This window comes from Xanthomonas sp. LF07-6, assembly GCF_034105445.1.
Taxonomy (GTDB): Bacteria; Pseudomonadota; Gammaproteobacteria; order Xanthomonadales; family Xanthomonadaceae; genus Xanthomonas_A; species Xanthomonas_A sontii.
Genome location: NZ_JAXGGI010000003.1, coordinates 98,928 through 117,984, shown reverse-complemented (window position 1 = coordinate 117,984; position 19,057 = coordinate 98,928). Strand labels below are relative to the sequence as shown.

General features: G+C 70.9%; 16 protein-coding genes. 10 read left to right on the top strand and 6 right to left on the bottom strand.

Translation table 11 applies throughout. From position 1 onward, the window contains the following. Nucleotides 1-100: 100 nt before the first annotated feature. Nucleotides 101-751 (top strand): phasin family protein, encoded by a 651-nt coding sequence (locus SLW56_RS07895; protein ID WP_320694619.1) that lies wholly within the window; start codon nt 101-103, stop codon nt 749-751. Between the two features lie 200 nt (nt 752-951). Further along, nucleotides 952-1,953 carry a restriction endonuclease gene (locus tag SLW56_RS07890; protein ID WP_320694618.1) on the top strand — a complete coding sequence of 334 codons (1,002 nt, stop codon included), beginning with the start codon at nt 952-954 and terminating at the stop codon, nt 1,951-1,953. 159 nt (nt 1,954-2,112) lie between these two features. Here SLW56_RS07890 and SLW56_RS07885 read toward each other — a convergent pair whose 3' ends face one another. The 3 genes from SLW56_RS07885 to SLW56_RS07875 form a co-directional block, all read right to left on the bottom strand. Then, nucleotides 2,113-4,101 (bottom strand): SDR family oxidoreductase, encoded by a 1,989-nt coding sequence (locus SLW56_RS07885; protein ID WP_320694617.1) that lies wholly within the window; start codon nt 4,099-4,101, stop codon nt 2,113-2,115. Nucleotides 4,102-4,377: 276 nt separating this feature from the next. Beyond that, on the bottom strand, nt 4,378-5,109 hold the full coding sequence (hutC, locus tag SLW56_RS07880) for a histidine utilization repressor (RefSeq protein WP_267098490.1): 732 nt from the start codon (nt 5,107-5,109) through the stop codon (nt 4,378-4,380). Between the two features lie 49 nt (nt 5,110-5,158). Beyond that, nucleotides 5,159-6,556: a formimidoylglutamate deiminase gene (locus SLW56_RS07875; protein ID WP_320694616.1), complete on the bottom strand. Its 1,398-nt coding sequence runs from the start codon at nt 6,554-6,556 to the stop codon at nt 5,159-5,161. Between the two features lie 63 nt (nt 6,557-6,619). Here SLW56_RS07875 and hutI point away from each other — a divergent pair, with 63 nt between their 5' ends. The 7 genes from hutI (at nt 6,620) to SLW56_RS07840 (ending at nt 14,005) form a co-directional block, all read left to right on the top strand. Continuing rightward, on the top strand, nt 6,620-7,822 hold the full coding sequence (gene hutI / locus SLW56_RS07870) for an imidazolonepropionase (protein WP_320694720.1): 1,203 nt from the start codon (nt 6,620-6,622) through the stop codon (nt 7,820-7,822). Beyond that, on the top strand, nt 7,819-9,357 hold the full coding sequence (gene hutH / locus SLW56_RS07865; RefSeq protein WP_295941072.1) for a histidine ammonia-lyase: 1,539 nt from the start codon (nt 7,819-7,821) through the stop codon (nt 9,355-9,357). Before hutI ends, hutH begins: the two co-directional genes overlap by 4 nt. 124 nt (nt 9,358-9,481) lie before the next feature. After that, nucleotides 9,482-10,345: an N-formylglutamate deformylase gene (gene hutG, locus SLW56_RS07860; RefSeq protein WP_320694615.1), complete on the top strand. Its 864-nt coding sequence runs from the start codon at nt 9,482-9,484 to the stop codon at nt 10,343-10,345. A gap of 50 nt (nt 10,346-10,395) precedes the next feature. Continuing rightward, nucleotides 10,396-12,063 carry a urocanate hydratase gene (gene hutU / locus SLW56_RS07855; protein ID WP_320694614.1) on the top strand — a complete coding sequence of 556 codons (1,668 nt, stop codon included), beginning with the start codon at nt 10,396-10,398 and terminating at the stop codon, nt 12,061-12,063. Between the two features lie 140 nt (nt 12,064-12,203). Continuing rightward, complete coding sequence (locus SLW56_RS07850) at nt 12,204-13,028, top strand: hypothetical protein (RefSeq protein WP_320694613.1); 825 nt, start codon at nt 12,204-12,206, stop codon at nt 13,026-13,028. A 93-nt stretch (nt 13,029-13,121) separates the two neighbouring features. Then, a complete protein-coding gene (locus tag SLW56_RS07845; protein ID WP_017909407.1) occupies nt 13,122-13,379 on the top strand; it encodes an acyl-CoA-binding protein in 258 nt (85 codons plus the stop codon). Next, entirely contained in the window at nt 13,379-14,005 is a 627-nt protein-coding gene (locus SLW56_RS07840; RefSeq protein WP_267085804.1) for a TetR/AcrR family transcriptional regulator, read from the top strand. The genes SLW56_RS07845 and SLW56_RS07840 overlap by 1 nt, the downstream gene beginning before the upstream one ends. A 42-nt stretch (nt 14,006-14,047) precedes the next feature. Here SLW56_RS07840 and SLW56_RS07835 read toward each other — a convergent pair whose 3' ends face one another. Both SLW56_RS07835 and SLW56_RS07830 read right to left on the bottom strand, forming a co-directional pair. After that, nucleotides 14,048-14,536 (bottom strand): GNAT family N-acetyltransferase, encoded by a 489-nt coding sequence (locus SLW56_RS07835; protein ID WP_284467316.1) that lies wholly within the window; start codon nt 14,534-14,536, stop codon nt 14,048-14,050. A 77-nt stretch (nt 14,537-14,613) separates the two neighbouring features. Then, nucleotides 14,614-15,018, bottom strand: a complete 405-nt coding sequence (locus SLW56_RS07830; protein ID WP_043092140.1) for a hypothetical protein — start codon at nt 15,016-15,018, stop codon at nt 14,614-14,616. Between the two features lie 162 nt (nt 15,019-15,180). Between SLW56_RS07830 and SLW56_RS07825 the strand changes: the two genes are divergently transcribed. Continuing rightward, nucleotides 15,181-16,035 (top strand): hypothetical protein, encoded by an 855-nt coding sequence (locus tag SLW56_RS07825; RefSeq protein WP_320694612.1) that lies wholly within the window; start codon nt 15,181-15,183, stop codon nt 16,033-16,035. Nucleotides 16,036-16,276: 241 nt separating this feature from the next. Here SLW56_RS07825 and SLW56_RS07820 read toward each other — a convergent pair whose 3' ends face one another. Beyond that, the gene (locus SLW56_RS07820; protein WP_320694611.1) at nt 16,277-18,706 is read right to left on the bottom strand and encodes a membrane-bound PQQ-dependent dehydrogenase, glucose/quinate/shikimate family; all 2,430 of its coding nucleotides are present in this window, start codon (nt 18,704-18,706) and stop codon (nt 16,277-16,279) included. Between the last annotated feature and the right edge of the window lie 351 nt (nt 18,707-19,057).

Below are 19,057 nucleotides of genomic sequence, written 5' to 3'. Positions count from 1 at the left end.
GCCATCGCTCCCCGCGCACTGCGCACGCTGGTGTGATTACTCTAGTCACAGTCCCGAGTCTCGAACCCCGCCACTCACCCGCCGAAGGAACCGCACCGTCATGGCCACTCTGAAGAAGTCCGCCCGCAAGAAGCGCAGCACCGCCGCTGCCGACGACACCCTGCAGGCGCAGGCGGAAAAGCTGTCCAAGCGCCTGGGCGAATCGGCGCAGCAGGTCTGGCTGGCCGGGGTCGGCGCGTTCGGCCGTGCGCAGGCCGAGGGCGGCAAGCTGTTCGAGACCCTGGTGAAGGAAGGCCTGAGCCTGGAGCAGAGCACCCGCAAGCTGGCCGGCGGCGGGGTCGATGCGGTGCGCGATGCGGTGGAGAACCGGGTCGGCCAGGCCCGCGAGCGCGCCGCCGACACCTGGGACCGCCTGGAGAAGGTGTTCGAGGACCGCGTGCAGCGCGCGCTGCGCCGCCTGGAAGTCCCCAGCCGCGAGGACCTGGGTGCGCTGATCGAGCGCGTGGACGCGCTCAATGGCGAACTGCGCCATCTGCGCGGTGGCCGTGCCACGCAGGCGGCGAGCAAGGCGCCGGCGGCGAAGAAGGCCGCCAGGAAGACCACGGCGTCGCCCGCCGGCGCCGCCAAGCGCGCAGCACCGGCGCGCCGACCTGCCGGCCCGGTGGTCGCCAAGGTCGCGCCAGCCAAGCGCGCGGCCGCGCCCAAGCGCGCCAGCCGCAAGCGCAGCGAGACACCGACCACGGCCGAGTAACCGGATTGTTGCAAAGCAACACGTTTTTCCAGACAATCGAAACGGACCCGCCAGTCCATCAGAAGACCGTTTGCTCCCCTCCCCTCTCGGCTTCGGACTGGCGGGTCTTTTTTGTCCGCCGTCCACCGCTGTCGCCTTGCCGGCGCCGTGACACGCTGGCGATACACTGACTTCCTTACGGCGCGTGTGCGGGTGCGAGCATGTTTTCCTGGATAGCGGCAGCGATCTTGGCAGTCGCGGCATGGCTGGCGGCCAGCCTCTACCTGTGGCTGGTACGGCGCCGCGAGAATGAGGCCATGGCCGGGCTGCACGCGCTGGCCGGCCTGCACTGGCGCGATTTCTCCTACATGGTGCGGCGCGCGATGCGCGAACAGCGCGACCTGCAGGACGCCACCGTCGACGAGCACACGAGCCAGGAACCGCAAAGCGACTTCGTGATGACCCGCGGCGAGGCGCGCTGGCTGCTGTCGTGCAAGCACGGCCGGGCCTACCGGATCGGCTCGGCCGCGGTCAACGAACTGGGCGCGGCGGCACGGCTGATGGGCGCGCAGGGCGGCATCCTGATCACCGAGGGCAAGGTGCAGCGCGACGGCATCGCCGCGGCCGAGAAGCAGGCGGTGGAAATCCTCGACGGCCCGCGCATCTGGCCGATGCTCAAGCCCTACCTGCCCAGCGAACTGGAAGACGGCGTGATCGGCGCCAGCCGCCGCCGCGCGCAGCGCCACATCGCCATCGCCGGCCTGGCCTCGCTGGCCCTAGGCGTGGTGACCGGCGTCGGTGCGCTGGCGTTGCAGCAGCCCGCAGAGCCTCCGGCAGCCGTGACCGCAACGGCATCATCGCCTACGCCCGCTGCCGCAGCCGCGCCTACGCCGGCCGCAACCACGCCAACGAGCACCACCGCTGTCGCGCCCCAACCGGCGCTGGACGACGCCGGCGACCTGGCCGACCCCGATCCCGCCACCGAACAGCGCAACCGCCAGGACCTCTCCAAGGCCCTGGCCGGCACCCCGGGCGTGATCCGCGGCATCTGGCAGACGCAAATGACCCTGGTGGTCGACCGCAGCGGCGACGACGCCCAGGTGTGGCCGCGCATCTGCCGCGAAGTGGAGCGCTACCCGTCCCTGCGCACCGTCCGCATCCAGCTCAACCCGCGCCCGGGCCACGAGGAACCGGTGCGCTGGCGGCAATGCAGGACGTTTTGAGCGGGGATTGGGGAATCGGGAATGGGGAATCGGTAGAGCGGGCTATCGGCATGCGACGAGCATGCACGAGCGACTTTCCTGCCCGACTAGCACAGTAGCGGCCCTGCGTGCAGCCAGCGCTTTTGCAATTCCCGATTCTCAATTCCCGATTCCCAGCTCCTACCAATGGACGCCCCGCATCAACGCCGCAAACGCGATCTGCTCCTGGCTCGGCTTGGTCTCGCGTAGCGCCTTGCGGTCGCCCTTGGCCGCGGCCGAGTCGGGGAACAGTTCGAAGGCGGTGTTCATCACCACCTCGTAGGCCTTCGGCGCCACGGCGTTGACCAGGGCGGCGAAGATGCCCAGGCGCGTGGCCACGCGGCTGGGGCGTTCGATGATCGCCTTGACCATCAGGTCGGCGGCCTCGTCCACGCTCAGCGTCGGCACGCTGTCGTACATCTTGGTGGGCGCGATCATCGGGGTCTTCACCAGCGGCATGTTGACCGTGGTGAAGCTGATGCCCTTGCCCGACAGCTCGCCCTGCGCGCAGCGGCTCCAGGCGTCCAGCGCCGCCTTGGAGGCGACGTAGGCGGAGAAGCGCGGCGAGTTGGCCAGCACGCCGATCGAGCTGACGTTGATGATGTGGCCCTTGCGCCGCGCGGTCATGCCCGGCAGCACGCCCATGATCAGGCGCAGGCTGCCGAAATAGTTCAGCTGCATGGTCCGCTCGAAATCGTGGAAGCGGTCGTAGCTGAGTTCGATCGAGCGGCGGATCGAGCGGCCGGCATTGTTGATCAGCACGTCGACATGGCCATGCGCGTCCAGCACGGTCTTGAGCAGGCGGTCGCAGTCGGCCAGATCCGACAGGTCGGCGGTATAGGCGAAGACCTTGCCGCCCTTGGCGTTCATCGCATCGCGTGCGGCATGCAATTCCTGCTCGCCGCGGGCCACGATGACGGTGATGGCGCCGGCCTCGGCAACGCGCTGCGCGGTGGCCAGGCCGATGCCCGAGGAGCCGCCGGTGATCAACACCACCTTGCCGCGCACCTTGCCCTTGAGCGAACGGTCGACGAACAGGTCCGGGTCCAGGTGCCGTTCCCAGTGGTCCCACAGGCGCCAGGCGTAGTCTTCCAGCCGCGGCACGGCGATGCCGCTGCCCTTGAGCGCGCGCTCGGTCTCGCGGCTGTCGAAGCGCGTGGGATAGGTGATGAACTTCAGCACTTCGCGCGGGATGCGGAAGTCGCGCAACAGCATGCCGGTGAAGCGGCGGATCGGCGGCAGGCTGCCGACCGCGGCGCGGATGCTGGAGGGCACGAACGCGAACATGCGCGCGTCCACCCGCAGGGTCATCTCCGGGGCGTGGCCGGCGCGGCAGAACACGTTGAGCACCTCGCCCACGCGCAGCGGCTCGGGGTCGGTGAGGTGGAAGGTGTGGCCGTCGAGCTTGGGCTTGTGCGCGATGTGATCCATCGCGTCGGCGACGAAGTCCACCGGCACCAGGTTGATCCGCCCGCCCTCGATGCCCAGCATCGGCGCCCACGGCGGCAGCAGCTGGCGCAGTTTCTTGATCAGCGGGAAGAAGTAGTAAGGGCCGTCGATCTTGTCGATAGCGCCGGTGCGCGAATCGCCGACCACCATCGCCGGGCGGTAGATGCGCCACTTGATCCGGGTCTCGGCGCGCACCAGCGCCTCGGCATCGTGCTTGGTGCGCAGGTAGGGATCGTCCAGGCCCTCGGCTTCCTCGAACATGTCCTCGCGGAAGATGCCCGGGTACAGCCCGGCCACCGCGATCGAACTGGTGTGGTGGAAGATGCCGGCGCCGAGCTGCGCGGCCAGTTCCAGCGCATTGCGGGTGCCGTCGAGGTTGGCGATGCGCTGGTCCTCGGCCTTGGCGGTGAGGTCGTACAGCGCGGCCAGGTGGAAGAAATGCTTGACCTTGCCTTGCAGCGTCTTGCGCTGCGCCGTGGTCAACCCGCAGTACGCCGCGCCGACGTCGCCGTGCAGCACCACCAGGCGCTTGGGATCCCAGCCCTGCTCACGCACCAGCGCATCGAACTTGCGCTGCGACTCCTTACGCAGCAGGACATGCACGACGCCCTTGCGCCGCATCAGCTTGGCCATCAGGTAGCGGCCGATGAAACCGGTGGCGCCTGTCACGAAATACGTCATGCCGAACCATCCCTCGTTCCGCGGCCACGGCCCCTCGCCCGGCCCCGGCGCTAACTTGCCAGAGTGCGGCGGGCAGGACAAACGCACGCCGGCGTATGGCGAACGTGCGGCATCGCAGCATCGCGCACCGGAGAGGCGACTGCGCGTGCCTCATCATCCGTGCTCGTCGCGCGTCGTGTCGCGTCCTGGAAGAGCGGCGTCAGCCGCGACGGCCTTCCACGGACACCTTCGTCGCGCCGGCGTACGTGAGTTGCCTGCAGTCGCCGCGCGCCAAGCTCAGCGCGCGCCGGGCGAGAACCGCGCGACCAGGTCGTAGGTGTCGCCGAGGAACACCTGGCGCACGAAGGTCACCGCCTGCTCGCCGCGCCAGGTGCGTCGGTCGATCAGTAGACACGCGGTGCCGGCCGGCACCTGCAAGCGCGCCGCCTGCGCGGCGCTGGCGCCGACCGCGCTGATGCGGTGTTCGGCGCGGGTCCAGGGCACGTGCTGCAGCAGCCAGCTGCCGGGCACGGTCACCGCGAAGTCCATCTGCAAGGCCTCCGGCACCGCCACCGGATTGATCACCCGCTCTTCCAGCGCGAACGGACGGCCGTCGGCGTAGTGCAGGCATTGCAGCGCCAGCAGGCTGCCGCCCGCGGCGACCTCGGCCTCCTGCGGCAACGCCGCGCGCGGCGCGCGCTGCTGCCGCTCCAGCAGTTCGAAACGGTAGGCATGGCCACGCGCGGCGACCTCGACCGGGATATCCGGGATCTCCAGCGCCACCTGCTCCATGTGCGGATGCGGCCGCGCCACGAACGAACCGGCGCGGCGTCGGCGCTCGATCATGCCGGCGTCGGCGAGCAGCGCCAGCACCTTGTTGACGGTCATCCGCGAGCAGCCGTACTGCGCCATCAGTTCGTGTTCGAACGGAATGCGATGGCCGGGCGGCCACGCGCCGCTGCGGATGTGCGCCTCGATGTCGCGGCGGATGCGCTGGCTGAGCGGCAGCGTCGGCGCGGCCTGCGTCATCGGCAGTTCGTACCGCTGCAGGCAGCGCACAGCGCGCGCGGGTCGCGGCTCATGCGTCCAGCAACCGGGTCAGCGCACGCGCGTAGCGGGCGGCCACGCCCTCGCGCTGCAGGTGGCGGCCCTCGCGGACCAGCGCACGCCCGTGGCGCCAGACCGAACGCACCGCACCGCCGCGCGCGGCGAACAGCCAACTGTCGAGCCAGGCGTCGCCGTCGCGCGCCTGCAAGGCCGGATGCGTAGCGTCCAGTTCGACCAGATCGGCCGGGGCGCCCTCGCACAGGCCCTGGGCGACGCCGAGCGCCTGCGCCGCGCCCTGTGCGGCGGACTGGAACAGCAGGCGGCCGCTGGACAGCGCGGTGTCGCCGGTGAGCACATTGCGCCCGCGCAGGCTCAGGCGCTGGCCGTACTCGAGCAGGCGCAGTTCCTCGGCCGCATCGATCAGCACATTGGAGTCGGAGCCCACGCCGAAGCGGCCGCCGGCGCGCAGGAAGTCCTGCATCGGGAACAGGCCGTCGCCGAGGTTGGCCTCGGTGATCGGGCACAGCCCGACCACCGCGCCACTGGCGGCGATGCCCTGCACTTCCGCGGCGTCGACATGGGTGGCGTGCACCAGGCACCAGCGCGCATCCACCGGCGCGTGCGCCAGCAGCCATTGCACCGGGCGCTGCCCGCTCCAGGCCAGGCAGGCGTCGACTTCGCGGGTCTGCTCGGCGATATGGATGTGCACCGGGCCGTCGCACAACGGCAGCAGCGCCGCCAGTTCGTCCGGGGTGACCGCGCGCAGGCTGTGCGGGGCCAGGCCCAGCACCGCGTCGTCCAGTCCCTGCAGGGCGCGGCGGCTGCCGTCCAGCAGCGCGGCGAAGCCGTCGACGTCGTGCAGCAGGCGCTGTTGCGCCGGGTTCGGCGCGGCGCCGCCGAAATCGGCATGCGCATAGAACACCGGCAGCAAGGTCATGCCGATACCGCTGATCTGCGCCGCGGCAGCCAGGCGCTGCGCCATCTCGGCGCGGTCGGCGTAGGGCCGGCCGTCGGCGGCGTGATGCACGTAATGGAACTCGCCGACCCGGGTGAAGCCGGCCTCGAGCATCTCCACGTAGGCCTGCTCGGCGATGGCCTGCAGATCGTCGGGGCTCAGCCGCTGCAGGAAGCGGTACATCAGTTCGCGCCAGCTCCAGAAGCTGTCGCCGCTGCGCCCGCCGATCTCGGTCAGGCCGGCCATGCCGCGCTGGAAGGCGTGGCTGTGCAGATTGCCCAACCCGGGCACCACGATGTCCAGGCGCTGATCGCCAAGGGCTGCGGCCACGTCGCGCTCCACCGTGGCGATGCGGCCGCCGCGCACGCCGATACGCACGTCGCGCGCCCAGCCCTGTGGCAGCAGCGCGTGCGCGCACCAGAATTCGCCCGATCCCGCGTTGCCGTTGGCCTGCTGCTGCGCCTGGGTCTGCACTGGACACCCTCCATCGACCACAATATTGTATATACAAAATAACCGACGAGCCTGCCCGTGACCATGCCCTGCGACACGCTCTGGCACAACGCGCACCTGATGACGCTCGACGCCGAGGACGGCGGCCTGGGGCTGGTCCACGACGGCGTGGTGGCCTGCCGCGACGGCCGCATCGTCTATGCCGGCGCCGCCGCGCAGTTGCCTGGTCCGCTGTCGGCGCAACGCAGCATCGACTGCGGCGGACGCTGGATCGGCCCCGGCCTGATCGATTGCCACACCCACCTGGTCTATGCCGGCAACCGCGCCGGCGAGTTCGAGCAGCGCCTGCTCGGCGCCAGCTACGCCGACATCGCCCGCGCCGGCGGCGGCATCGTCTCCACGGTGCGCGCCACCCGCGCCGCCGACGAGGACGCCCTGCTCGCCGCCAGCCTGCCGCGGCTGGACGCGCTGCTGGCCGAGGGCGTGACCACGGTGGAGATCAAGTCCGGCTACGGCCTGACCCTGGACGACGAACTGCGCCTGCTGCGCGTGGCGCGGCGCCTGGGCGAGCTGCGCCCGGTGGACGTGTCGCCGACCTTCCTCGGCGCGCACGCGGTGCCGCCCGGCGCCGAGGCCCAGGCCTATATCGACGAGGTCTGCGAGCGCATGATCCCGGCGGTCGCCGCGCAGGGCCTGGCCGAGGCGGTGGACGTGTTCTGCGAGCACCTCGCGTTCACCCCGGCGCAGACCGAGCAGGTGTTCCAGGCCGCGCAACGCCATGGCCTGGCGCTGAAGATCCACGCCGAACAGCTGTCCCACCAGGGCGGCGCGGCGCTGGCCGCGCGTTACGGCGCGCGCTCGGCCGACCATGTCGAATACCTGGACGACGCCGGCGTCGCCGCCATGGCCGCGGCCGGCACCGTCGCGGTGCTGCTGCCGGGCGCGTTCTATTTCACCCGCGACACCCAGCTGCCGCCGATCGCCGCAATGCGCGCCGCCGGCGTGCCGCGTGCGCTGGCCACCGACTGCAACCCCGGCACCTCGCCGCTGACCAGCCCGCTGCTGGCGATGAACCTGGCGGCGACGCTGTTCCGGCTGACCGTGGCCGAATGCATCGCCGGCTTCACCCGCGAGGCGGCGCACGCGCTCGGGCGCCAGGACCAGGTCGGCCGGCTGCGCGCCGGGCTGGCCTGCGACCTGGCGATCTGGGACATCGCCGAACCGGCCGAATTGGTCTATCGCATGGGCTTCAACCCGCTGCATGCGCGTATCTGGAGAGGACAATGAGCGACGATGAGATCCTGCTGCGCCCCGGCGCGGTGAGCCTGGCGCAGTGGCGCGCCGTGTACCGCGGCGCCAGCGTGCGCCTGGACCCGGCCTGCTCCGACGCGGTGCTGCGCAGCGCGCGCACCGTGGAGGCGATCGTCGCCACCGGCGCGCCGGTGTACGGCATCAACACCGGCTTCGGCAAGCTGGCCAGCGTGCGCATCGAGCGCGAGGACCTGGAGGCCCTGCAGCGCAACATCGTGCTGTCGCACGCGGCCGGGGTCGGCGCGCCGATGCCGGTGCCGGTGGTGCGACTGATGATGGCGTTGAAGCTGGCCAGCCTGGCCCAGGGCGCCTCCGGCGTGCAGCCGCAGACGCTGGCGCTGCTGGAAGCGCTGCTGCGCCACGAGGTGATCCCGGTGGTGCCGTGCCAGGGCTCGGTCGGTGCCTCCGGCGATCTGGCGCCGCTGGCGCACCTGGCCACGGCGATGCTCGGCGTCGGCGAGGCCTTCGTCGGCGACGCACGCCTGCCGGCGGCGCAGGCGCTGGCGCAGGCCGGGCTGCAGCCGCTGACGCTGGGCGCCAAGGAGGGCCTGGCCCTGCTCAACGGCACCCAGTTCTCCACCGCCTACGCGCTGGCCGGTCTGTTCGAGATCGAGCGCGTGTTCCATGCCGCGCTGGTCGCCGGCGCACTGTCCACCGAGGCCGCGAAAGGCTCGGACACCCCGTTCGATCCGCGCATCCACGCGCTGCGCGGCCAGCCCGGGCAGATCGCCACCGCCGCGGCGCTGCGCGATTTGATGCACGCCTCGGCGATCCGCGATTCGCACCGCGACAACGACGTGCGCGTGCAGGACCCGTACTGCCTGCGCTGCCAGCCGCAGGTGATGGGCGCGGCGCTGGACGTGATGCGCCAGGCCGCCACCACCCTGGCCACCGAAGCCAACGGCGTGTCGGACAACCCGCTGGTGTTCAGCGACACCGGCGAGGCACTGTCCGGCGGCAACTTCCACGCCGAGCCAGTGGCCTTCGCCGCCGACATGCTGGCGCTGGCGGTATGCGAGATCGGCTCGATCAGCGAGCGCCGCGTCGCCATGCTGGTGGATCCGGCGCTGTCCGGATTGCCGGCGTTCCTGACCCCCAAGCCCGGCCTCAACTCCGGCTTCATGATCCCGCAGGTCACCGCCGCGGCGCTGGTGTCGGAGAACAAACAGCGCGCCTACCCGGCCAGCGTCGATTCGATCCCGACCTCGGCCAACCAGGAAGACCACGTGTCGATGGCCGCGCACGGCGCGCGCCGCCTGCTGGCGATGGCCGAGAACGCGGCCAACGTGGTCGGCATCGAACTGCTGGCGGCCGCGCAGGGCTGCGACTTCCACGCGCCGCTGCGCTCCAGCGCCGCCCTGGAAGCGGCGCGCGCGCTGCTGCGCGTCCGCGTCCCGGCGCTGCAGGACGATCGCTATTTCCATCCGGACATGCTGGCCGCCACCGCGCTGGTGCGCGACGGCGCGCTGGCCGCGGCGGTGGGGATGCGGCTGCCCGAGGTTAGCGTCTGATCTGAAGACCCCGCCGTAGGAGCAGCTCTGCCCCTTTTTGGGATCAGCCGCAACCGGGCTTTACCGGGTAATGCCCCGTTCGCGGCTGAAGCCGCTTCCACAGAACAGCACAACGCGAGGCCGTATGACATCCCTGCCCGAGTGGCTCACTGTGCACCGCGGCGATGCGCCGCTGATCCTCAGCTTCCCGCACACCGGCACCGACCTGCCGGAAGCGCTGGCCGACCGTTTCGTCTCGCCATGGCTGGCGCAGCGCGATGCCGACTGGTGGGTGCACCTGCTGTACGACGTCGCCAACGCGCTGGGCGCGACCACCGTGCGCACCACGATCTCGCGCTCGGTGATCGACGTCAACCGCGACCCGGCCGGGGTGTCGCTGTATCCCGGGCAGAACACCACAGGGCTGTGCCCACTGACCACATTCGACGCGCAGCCGCTGTACCGACCCGGGGCCGAGCCGGATGCGGCCGAGATCGACGCGCGCCGCGCGCAGTGGTTCGCGCCCTACCACGCCGCACTGGACGCGGAGATCGCGCGCCTGCGCGCCCTGCACCCGGCCATCGTGGTGTACGACGCGCATTCGATCCGCTCGCGCATTCCGCACCTGTTCGACGGCGAGCTGCCGCAGTTCAACATCGGCAGCGCCGGCGCCTCCGGCGCGGTGGACAGCAGTTGCGCTGCGGCACTGACCGATGCGGTGGAGCGCGTCTGCGCCGGCAGCGGCTTCAGCCACGTGCGCAACGGCCGCTTCAAGGGCGGCTGGAGCACCCGCCACCACGGCGCGCCGGCCGACGGCGTGCACGCGATCCAGATGGAACTGGCCTGCCGCGGCTACATGCACGAGCCGGACACGGTCGACCCCAGCAACTGGCCCTCGCCGTGGCAACCCGAATACGCCGCGCCATTGCGCGCGGTGCTGCAGCAGGTGCTGCAGGCCTGCCTCGACTTCGCCCGCAGCCCCGCCGCATCCGCCCGCGCCGCCAACTGACGCGCGCGCAGCGCGTTCCGCCTTCCGCGCATCCACCTGAGGATTCCCGCATGACCCGCCTCGACGCCACCCGCACCATCCAAGCGCCCACCGGCAGCACCCTCACCTGCAAGAGCTGGCTGACCGAAGCGCCGCTGCGCATGCTGATGAACAACCTGCACCCGGACGTGGCCGAGCGGCCGCAGGAACTGGTGGTGTACGGCGGCATCGGCCGCGCCGCGCGCGATTGGGAGAGCTTCGACGCCATCGTCGAGACGCTCAAGCGCCTGGACGACGACCAGACCCTGCTGGTGCAGTCGGGCAAGCCGGTCGGCGTGTTCCGCACCCATGCCGACGCGCCGCGGGTGCTGATCGCCAATTCCAACCTGGTGCCGCGCTGGGCCAACTGGGACCACTTCAACGAACTCGATAAGAAAGGCCTGGCCATGTACGGCCAGATGACCGCCGGCAGCTGGATCTACATCGGCGCGCAGGGCATCGTCCAGGGCACCTACGAGACCTTCGTCGAAATGGGCCGGCAGCACTACGGCGGAGACCTGTCCGGCAAGTGGCTGTTCACCGGCGGCCTCGGCGGCATGGGCGGCGCGCAGCCGCTGGCCGCGGTGATGGCCGGCGCCTCGTGCCTGGCGGTGGAGTGCCGCAAGAGCAGCATCGACATGCGCCTGCGCACCGGCTACCTGGATACCTGGACCGACTCGCTGGACGAGGCGCTGCGCCTGATCGCCGAGGCCTGCGCGGCGAAGACGCCGCGCTCGGTCGGCCTGCTCGGCAACGTCGCCGACGTGCTGTCCGAGCTACTGGCGCGCGGGATCAAGCCGGACCTGCTGACCGACCAGACCTCCGCGCACGACCCGGTCAACGGCTACCTGCCGCAGGGCTGGACGGTCGAGCAGTGGGACGCCAAGCGCGTCTCCGCGCCGAAGGAGGTGGAACAGGCCGCGCGCGCCTCGATGGCCAACCACATCCGCGCCATGCTCGGTTTCCACGCCCTGGGCGTGCCGACCGTGGACTACGGCAACAACCTGCGGCAGATGGCGCTGGAGGAAGGCGTGGCCAATGCCTTCGACTTCCCGGGCTTCGTCCCCGCCTACATCCGCCCGCTGTTCTGCCGCGGCGTCGGCCCGTTTCGCTGGGCGGCGCTGAGCGGCGACCCGGAGGACATCGCCAGGACCGATGCCAAGGTCAAGGAACTGATTCCCGACAACCCGCACCTGCACCGCTGGCTGGACATGGCCGCCGAGAAGATCCGGTTCCAGGGCCTGCCCGCGCGCATCTGCTGGGTCGGCCTGGGCGACCGCGACCGCCTGGGGCTGGCGTTCAACGAAATGGTGGCCAAGGGCGAACTGAAGGCGCCGGTGGTGATCGGCCGCGACCACCTGGACAGCGGCAGCGTCGCCTCGCCGAACCGCGAGACCGAGGCCATGGCCGACGGCTCCGACGCCGTCTCCGACTGGCCGCTGCTCAATGCCCTGCTCAACACCGCCAGCGGTGCCACCTGGGTCTCGCTGCATCACGGCGGCGGCGTCGGCATGGGCTTCTCGCAACACGCCGGCATGGTCATCGTCTGCGACGGCACCGAGGCGGCGGCCAAGCGCATCGCCCGGGTGCTGTGGAACGACCCCGCGACCGGCGTCATGCGTCATGCCGATGCGGGGTATGCCATCGCCCTCGACTGCGCCCGCGACAAGCACCTGGACCTGCCCGGCATCCTGCGCTGAGGCCGGCGCCCGTCCGCCGCCTGCGCGCGGCGGGCGGGCGCACGACGCGGCAAAGCGGAACTGCGTCACCCCTCGCACGATGCAGCCTCAAGTTCGGCCGAGCTGCGCCGACAAGGGATGCATCGTTTCAAGGAGCCTGCATGGGCATCCTGATCTACCTCACTCCTGCCGTGGCGCTGTGGGCTGCCGTTGCCACAGCGTTCGCGCATGGCTTGTTCCAGCGTCTGGGGCATGCCTATCGGCGCGACGCGACTGCGAAGGAGACGATCGCGCGGTATCAGGCGGCGCTGAGCCAACTGAAGGCGCAGGCCGCCGCCAGCGCGCAGGAACTGGAAACGCTGCGCCAGGACCACGAGCGCCTGCGCGCGACCTACGAATACGAGGCAGCGCCCGCAGCGGCGGCGTCCGCCAACGCCGCACCGGCCGCGGCGCCTTCGCCCGCCCCCCCGAAGCCGGGGCCGGCACCGGCGGTTCCCCCGGCCGCGCCGCCATCGACCATAGCCCTGGCGCAGATCGACATCGCCGACGAAGTCGGCACCCTGCTCGCCCACGTCGCCCGCGTGGCGCGCAGCATTCGCCGCTACAGCGCCTACAGCCGCGGCCACAACGGCCCGGAGCCGGCCAGCGCGCGCTACGACCTGCACTGGCTCTCCGACTGCCTGCACAACCTGGACCAGGTCGGCCATGCGCTGGCGCGCAACAACATGGAAACCCTCACCGCCGCCTGCACCGAACTGCTGACCATGTACGAGCAGTACCTGCGCGACGGTTCCGGCTACAACAGCCGCGACACCTTCCAGCGGCTCAGCACGCAGGTGCCGCTGGCCGAAGTCACCGATGCAATCCGTTCCATCGCGGCCAAGGCCTCGCTGGCGCGACAGGCGCAGGCCGCCCACGAAGAGGCCGCGCATGCGCACGAACGCGTCGCCGACAGCCGCCAGGCCGACGCCCTGTCGATACTGTAACCGCGGCGTCCTCGCCGGCCACCGGCCGCGGCCCGCGTTGACCCGGCCTCCCGCCCGTGCTGTGATGCCTGCCGGTCAGGGCGGAGCGGGATCATGGCAGACAGCAAGGCGGCCTTCGAGAAAGCGGTCCAGGACATCAAGCAGCGGGCCGAGCGCCCCGACAACGACACCCTGTTGCGGCTGTACGCGCTGTACAAGCAAGGCTCGGAGGGCGACGTCAGCGGCGCCAAGCCGGGCTTCTTCGACTTCGTAGGCACCGCCAAGTACGAGGCCTGGGCCAAGCTCAAGGGCGTGCCGCAGGCGGAAGCGCAGAAGAAATACGTGGACCTGGTGAAGAAGCTGCTGGCCTGATGGCCCGCGACACCCGGCGGCGCATCCTCGAGACCGCCCTGGCGATGTTCAACGCGCAGGGCGAGCCGCACGTCACCACCAACCACATCGCCGACGAGCTGGAGATCAGCCCCGGCAACCTGTACTACCACTTCCGCAACAAGGACGACATCATCGAGCACCTGTTCGCGCGCTACGAGGAGCGCATGGACACGGCGCTGGCGCTGCCGAGCGCGCGCCTGCCGGGGCTGGAGGATATCTGGCTGCAGTTGCACCTGGTGTTCGAGTGCATCTGGGACTACCGCTTCCTGTACCGCGACCTGGTCGAGATCCTCAGCCGCAGCCGGCGCCTGCGCCTGCGCTTCGCGCGCATCCTGCGCCGTGCCGACGCCAGCGTGCAGGCGGTGTTCGAGGGACTGGCGCAGACCGGCGCGATGCGCGCCAGCGCCCAGGAACGCGGCGGCGTGGCCACCAACGTGCTGGTGGTGGCCACGTTCTGGCTCAACTATGCGGCCGCGCGCGGCGAAAAGGACGAGCGAGTGGCGATCCGCCACGGCATCGTGCAGGTGATGCAACTGATCGCGCCGTTCCTGCGCGACGCCGAACGCGCGCACCTGACCGCGTTGATGGACGCCTATCTGGATTGAAGCGCCCTGCCCTGCGCGCAAGCGCAGGCGGGGCGGTGCCGCTCAGTCGGCGGCAGCCTGCGCGGCTGGCCCGTCGAGCCGGTAGACCTTGCAGACCAGGCCCGGCGGAGTGCGGTAGGTGCGAAAGCCGATGGCCTCGTAGTACGCCTGCCCCAGCGCATTGTCGGCGGCGATGCTGGCGTCGATCTGCGCCAGCCCGGCGCTGCGCGCGGCCGCACAGGTGGCCCGGAACAGCGCGCTGCCGACCCCACGGCGCGCCGCGCGCGGGTCGACGTGGGTGCCGATGATGCCCCAGCCCTCGGCCACGTCGTAGGCATTGCCGGGACGCGCGATGCGCAGCGACTGGAAGCCGAGGACACGCCCATCGGCGTCCTCGGCCAGCACGCACTGGAGACGATCGGGATGCTGCAGGTAGGTCGCGCGCACCGTCGCCAGATCGGTCGGCGCCTTGCGCAGGCCGGCCGCGAAGATCGCGTCCTGCACCGCGAGCATCGCCTCGGCATCGTCAAGCGTGGCGGGCCGGATCTGCATGGTGCCGTCTCTCGTCAGGTCGTGGCCGGCGAGTATGCCCGAGCGTGGCCGGCCGCCATGCGTACGGAGGCGCCGGGTCAGGCGCCAGCGCGACGACGGCCAGTCACGCGCTTGGCCGGGCTGCGCTTGGCAGCCGCCGGCTTGGCGCCGCGCTTGCCCGTCGCGGCGCGCTTGCGCGACTGCGGACGCGCCTGCAACCCCAGCTTGACCAGCACCGGCTGCAGGCGCGCCTCGACCTCGGCGCTCAACGGCTGCACCTGACCACGCAGCGCCGCCGCGCCCTCGCGCACGCTGCTCTCGGCCTCGTCGGCCAGTTGCGTGGCCAGCGCCTTGAGCGTGGCAGCGCCCTGCGCGGCATCGGCGGCGGCGGCCAGCGCGCGCTTGCGGGTCAGCGCGACCACGCCCAGCCCGGCCAGCCACAGGTGCCGCGGGTTCAGCCGGTCCGGCCGCAGCGCGGAGGGGGAACGCTTCTTGGTCGCCATCGCAGGATCTCCAGAGGGGGCCGGCAGTGGCCCCGATGCGCACCATGCTGGCGCCGGCGGCTTGAGCAAACACACTATCGGCGCCCCACCCTTGCCACGTGCCGGCAGCGGCGCCATGCTCGGCGCGGACGCCGTGGCCCGGCGCCGCACAGGGAGATCCACATGGCAGCAAAATCGGGCGCGTGGGCGCCGTTTCCGTACGACGCCAAGGCCTACGCCTACGCCGGCGAGGCGCTGAAGAAAGCGTGGCCCAAGCTGCACGCTGGCGACCGCGAGCCCTATCCGGACCCGGCACGCGCGCAGGCGCTGCTCGACGCAGCCGGCAAGGCCGGCAAGGGCCACGACGCGCAGACCCTGTCGGCCGCGCTGATCGAGGCCTGGCGGGCGTTCCACCATGGGCAGTTCCAGCAGGCCTACGAGGCCGGCAAGGCGCTGGGCGTGTTCGGCGCCTCCGTCGCGGTCAAGGCGATCGGCATCCACGCCGGCTATCTGGTCGAGGACGAAAAAGAGCAGTTGCAGCGGCTGCAGCAGGCCGCGACGCTGGCCGAGGCGGCGATCGCCGCGCTGCCGGACGAGGCCAACAGCCACTACCGCCACGCCTTCGCGCTTGGCCGCTACAGCCAGGGATTGAGCATCGTCAAGGCGCTCAAGCAGGGCATCGCCAGCAAGGTGCGCGCCTCGCTGGAAGCGGCCCTGGAGCTGGAGCCCAAGCATGCCGAGGCGCACATGGCGCTGGCCCTGTACCACGCCGAGATCATCGGCAAGGTCGGCGCGATGATCGGCGGCCTGACCTACGGGGCCAAGGCCGCCACCGCCGAACAGCATATCCAGCAGGCGCTGAAGCTGGTGCCGGACGCGCCGATCGCCCACGTCGAACACGCCAACGTGCTGCTGTTGCTGCATGGGGACAAGCGCGAGGACGCCGCCGCCGCGGCGTTCGAGAAGGCCGCCAAGCTCAAGCCGCGCGATGCGATGGAAGCGCTGGACGCGGCGTTTGCCCGCGACCAGTTGGAGTAGACGCCGGCACAAGTTGAGCGTATCGCGATGTTTTCTCGTAGGGGCGGCTTCAGCCGCGACAGGCCTTCCGGTGAACGCCTGTCGCGGCTGAAGCCGCTCCGTCGACAAATCACACATGCGTAAACGCACGCACCGCGACGGGATCGGCGTGTTCGCGGCACAAGGCCAATCACACCCTTCCCGCATCCACCCCGTCCCGTCGCCGCGACGCCGCATCGCGACCTCGCAGCGACGGCCCGCATCAGCCTGCCGGCGGTAGCGCATAGGCGATCACGTAGTCGCCGCGCTTGGTCTCCATGAAGTGATGGCCGGCGGCGACGATGACCAGGTACTCGCGCCCGTCGACCGCGTACACCATCGGCGTGGCCTGGCCGCCGGCCGGCAGCTTGGCCTGCCACAGGGTCTTGCCGGTGGCCAGGTCGATCGCGCGGATCAGGTCGTCGGTGGCCGCGGCGATGAAGATCAGGCCGCTGGCGCTGACCACGGCGCCGCCGTTGTTGGGCGTGCCGATCTCGATCGGCAAGCCGGAGTGGATGCCGAACGGGCCATTGCCGCGCGCGCTGCCGAACGGACGGTCCCACAGGGTCTTGCCGCTGGCCAGGTCGATCGCACGGATGCCGCCGTAGGGCGGCTGCTTGCACAGCAGCCCGGTGAACGGCAGGCGCCAGCCGGCGTTGACGTTGATCGCGTACGGCGTGCCGGCCTGCGGATCGCCGGCGCCCTCGGCGCCGCCGCTGTCGCCGCGCACCTGGTCGCGCGGCGCCCAGCCCATCTTGTCGGCCTTGGCCCGCGGCACCAGCAGGTTGTAGTTGGGCATGTCGTTGTAGTTGGCGACGATCACACCCCGCCGCGGATCCACCGCCACGCTGCCCCAGTCCGAGCCGCCGTTGTAGCCGGGGTACTCGATCGAATGGCGGTCGGCTTCCGGCGGCGTGTAGATGCCCTTGTAGCTGGCGCTGCGGAACTGGATGCGGCACACCAGTTGGTCGATCGGGGTCATGCCCCACATGTCGCGCTCGGTCAGGTCGCGCTTGCGCAGCGAGTGGTACAGCGAGAACGGCTGGGTCTTGGCGCGGCGCTGCGGCTCCACACCGCCGCCCGGCACCGCGCGTTCCTCGACCCCGACCAGCGGCTTGCCGGTGCGCCGGTCGAGCACGTACAGCTCGCCCTGCTTGCTCGGCAGCAGCACCGCCGGCACGGTGGTGCCGTCGTGCGGGAAATCCAGCAACGTCGGTTGCGAACCCAGGTCGTAGTCCCACACGTCGATATGGGTGGTCTGGAAATTCCACACCGGCTTGCCGGTGGTGACGTCCAGCGCGACCAGCGAGGTCGCATAGCGGTCTTCCTGCGGGGTGCGCGAACTGCTCCAGTAGTCGGCCGAGGAATTGCCCATCGGCAGGTACACGTAGCCGAGCTGTTCGTCGCCGGCGGCGCTGGTCCACATGTTGGGCGTACCACGGGTCCAGGTCTGCCCCGGCGGCGGCGCGCCGGTCCAGTCCGGATGGGTCATGTCCCAGGCCCAGCGCAGCGCGCCGGTCACCGCATCGAAGCCCTGGATCACGCCGGACGGCTCGTAGCGCTTCTGTCCGTCCAGCACTTGGTGGCCGGTGACGACGACCCCGCGCACGATGGTCGGCGGCGAATTGATCGACACATAGCCGGGCGGCGTGGAACCCATGCCGACGGTGATGTCGACCTGGCCGTGCTGGCCGAAGTCCTCGCAGGGCTTGCCGTCGGCCGCATCGACCGCGATCAGGCGTCCGTCCAGGGTGCCTTCGATGATGCGCTGGCGGCAGGCCGTGGATGCCGTGGCTTGGGCGTCGGGCACCGCGTAGTAGCTGACGCCGCGGCAGGCGGCGGTATACGGGATCGCTTTGTCCGCCACCTTGGGGTCGTAGCGCCAGCGTTCGCGGCCGCTGCGCGCATCCAGCGCGATCAGCTGATTGCGTGCGCTGCACAGGTACACGCTGTCGCCGATCTTCAGCGGCGTGGTTTCCGCGCCCCAGCGCTTGTCCGGCAGGTCGCCGGTGCGGAAGGTCCAGGCGGTACGCAACTGCGCCACGTTGTCCGGGGCGATCTGCCGCAGCGGCGTGTAGCGGCTGCCGGCGTTGTCGCGGCCGTAGGAGGCCCAGTCGGCATCGGCGGGCGCGTCGGCCGGCTGCGCGCCGGTGCGCGGGGTCGCCAGCGCCGCGGCCATGCCGGCCGCATGCGCCAGCGTGCCGTCGGCCTCGGTCACGCCGTACGGCAGGAACGCCAGCGCGAACGCACCGACGAACACCAGCGCCAGCACCGCGGCGAGCGAGCGCGACAACCTGCGCGAGAACGGCCGGTCCAGCCGCGGCAGCAGCAACGCCAGCAGCAGCGCCAGGAACACCATCAGGCCCATGCGCGGCACCCAGCGCCAGTAATCGGTGCCCGACTCCCATGCCGCCCACAGCAGCGACAGCAGGAAGGTCGCCGCAAACCACAGCGCACCATTGCGCCGCGCGCGCCACAGTTGCACGCCGGAGATCGTCAGGCCGAGGCCGGCGACCAGGTAGTACCAGGAGCCGCCTATCGCCAGCAGCCAGGCGCCACCGATCGCCAGCACCACGCCGATCAGCGCGCAGGCGCCGCCGAGCAGGCGCAGCGGCCAGCCGCCGCGACGCTGCGTTCGTTCGAATTCGTTCATTGCCACTCCTTGCAGGACACGGCCACGCGGAACATCCGCCGTGGCAGCGGCGCATGCGCGCCGCGCATCCTTATCCCAGGCAGCCGGTGAATGCCGCGCGTTTCCTGCTGACACACGCTGACACGCAACCTTGTCGTCCTCGTGATCCAGCATCGACCTGGGCATCACGCGGCCTGGGTCGTCGAGAGCGACGACGACCCGACGATATGTGCAGTCGGTGTGGCGCAGCGGCCGTACAAATGGCTGCCTTGGCGCCGCGTGCATACGCTCGCAGCAGATCATCCGCCTCGCCGCGGTGGCCAGCCCCGAAAACGACGACGCCGGCACGAGGCCGGCGTCGTCGTTCGCTCA

Excerpts from the sequence above, each read along its gene's own strand:
- SLW56_RS07895 (WP_320694619.1), top strand. The coding sequence starts at position 101 with ATGGCCACTCTGAAGAAGTCCGCCCGCAAGAAGCGCAGCACCGCCGCT.
- SLW56_RS07890 (WP_320694618.1), top strand. The coding sequence starts at position 952 with ATGTTTTCCTGGATAGCGGCAGCGATCTTGGCAGTCGCGGCATGGCTG.
- SLW56_RS07885 (WP_320694617.1), bottom strand. The coding sequence starts at position 4,101 with ATGACGTATTTCGTGACAGGCGCCACCGGTTTCATCGGCCGCTACCTG.
- hutC (WP_267098490.1), bottom strand. The coding sequence starts at position 5,109 with ATGACGCAGGCCGCGCCGACGCTGCCGCTCAGCCAGCGCATCCGCCGC.
- hutI (WP_320694720.1), top strand. The coding sequence starts at position 6,620 with ATGCCCTGCGACACGCTCTGGCACAACGCGCACCTGATGACGCTCGAC.
- hutH (WP_295941072.1), top strand. The coding sequence starts at position 7,819 with ATGAGCGACGATGAGATCCTGCTGCGCCCCGGCGCGGTGAGCCTGGCG.
- hutG (WP_320694615.1), top strand. The coding sequence starts at position 9,482 with ATGACATCCCTGCCCGAGTGGCTCACTGTGCACCGCGGCGATGCGCCG.
- hutU (WP_320694614.1), top strand. The coding sequence starts at position 10,396 with ATGACCCGCCTCGACGCCACCCGCACCATCCAAGCGCCCACCGGCAGC.
- SLW56_RS07850 (WP_320694613.1), top strand. The coding sequence starts at position 12,204 with ATGGGCATCCTGATCTACCTCACTCCTGCCGTGGCGCTGTGGGCTGCC.
- SLW56_RS07845 (WP_017909407.1), top strand. The coding sequence starts at position 13,122 with ATGGCAGACAGCAAGGCGGCCTTCGAGAAAGCGGTCCAGGACATCAAG.
- SLW56_RS07840 (WP_267085804.1), top strand. The coding sequence starts at position 13,379 with ATGGCCCGCGACACCCGGCGGCGCATCCTCGAGACCGCCCTGGCGATG.
- SLW56_RS07835 (WP_284467316.1), bottom strand. The coding sequence starts at position 14,536 with ATGCAGATCCGGCCCGCCACGCTTGACGATGCCGAGGCGATGCTCGCG.
- SLW56_RS07830 (WP_043092140.1), bottom strand. The coding sequence starts at position 15,018 with ATGGCGACCAAGAAGCGTTCCCCCTCCGCGCTGCGGCCGGACCGGCTG.
- SLW56_RS07825 (WP_320694612.1), top strand. The coding sequence starts at position 15,181 with ATGGCAGCAAAATCGGGCGCGTGGGCGCCGTTTCCGTACGACGCCAAG.
- SLW56_RS07820 (WP_320694611.1), bottom strand. The coding sequence starts at position 18,706 with ATGAACGAATTCGAACGAACGCAGCGTCGCGGCGGCTGGCCGCTGCGC.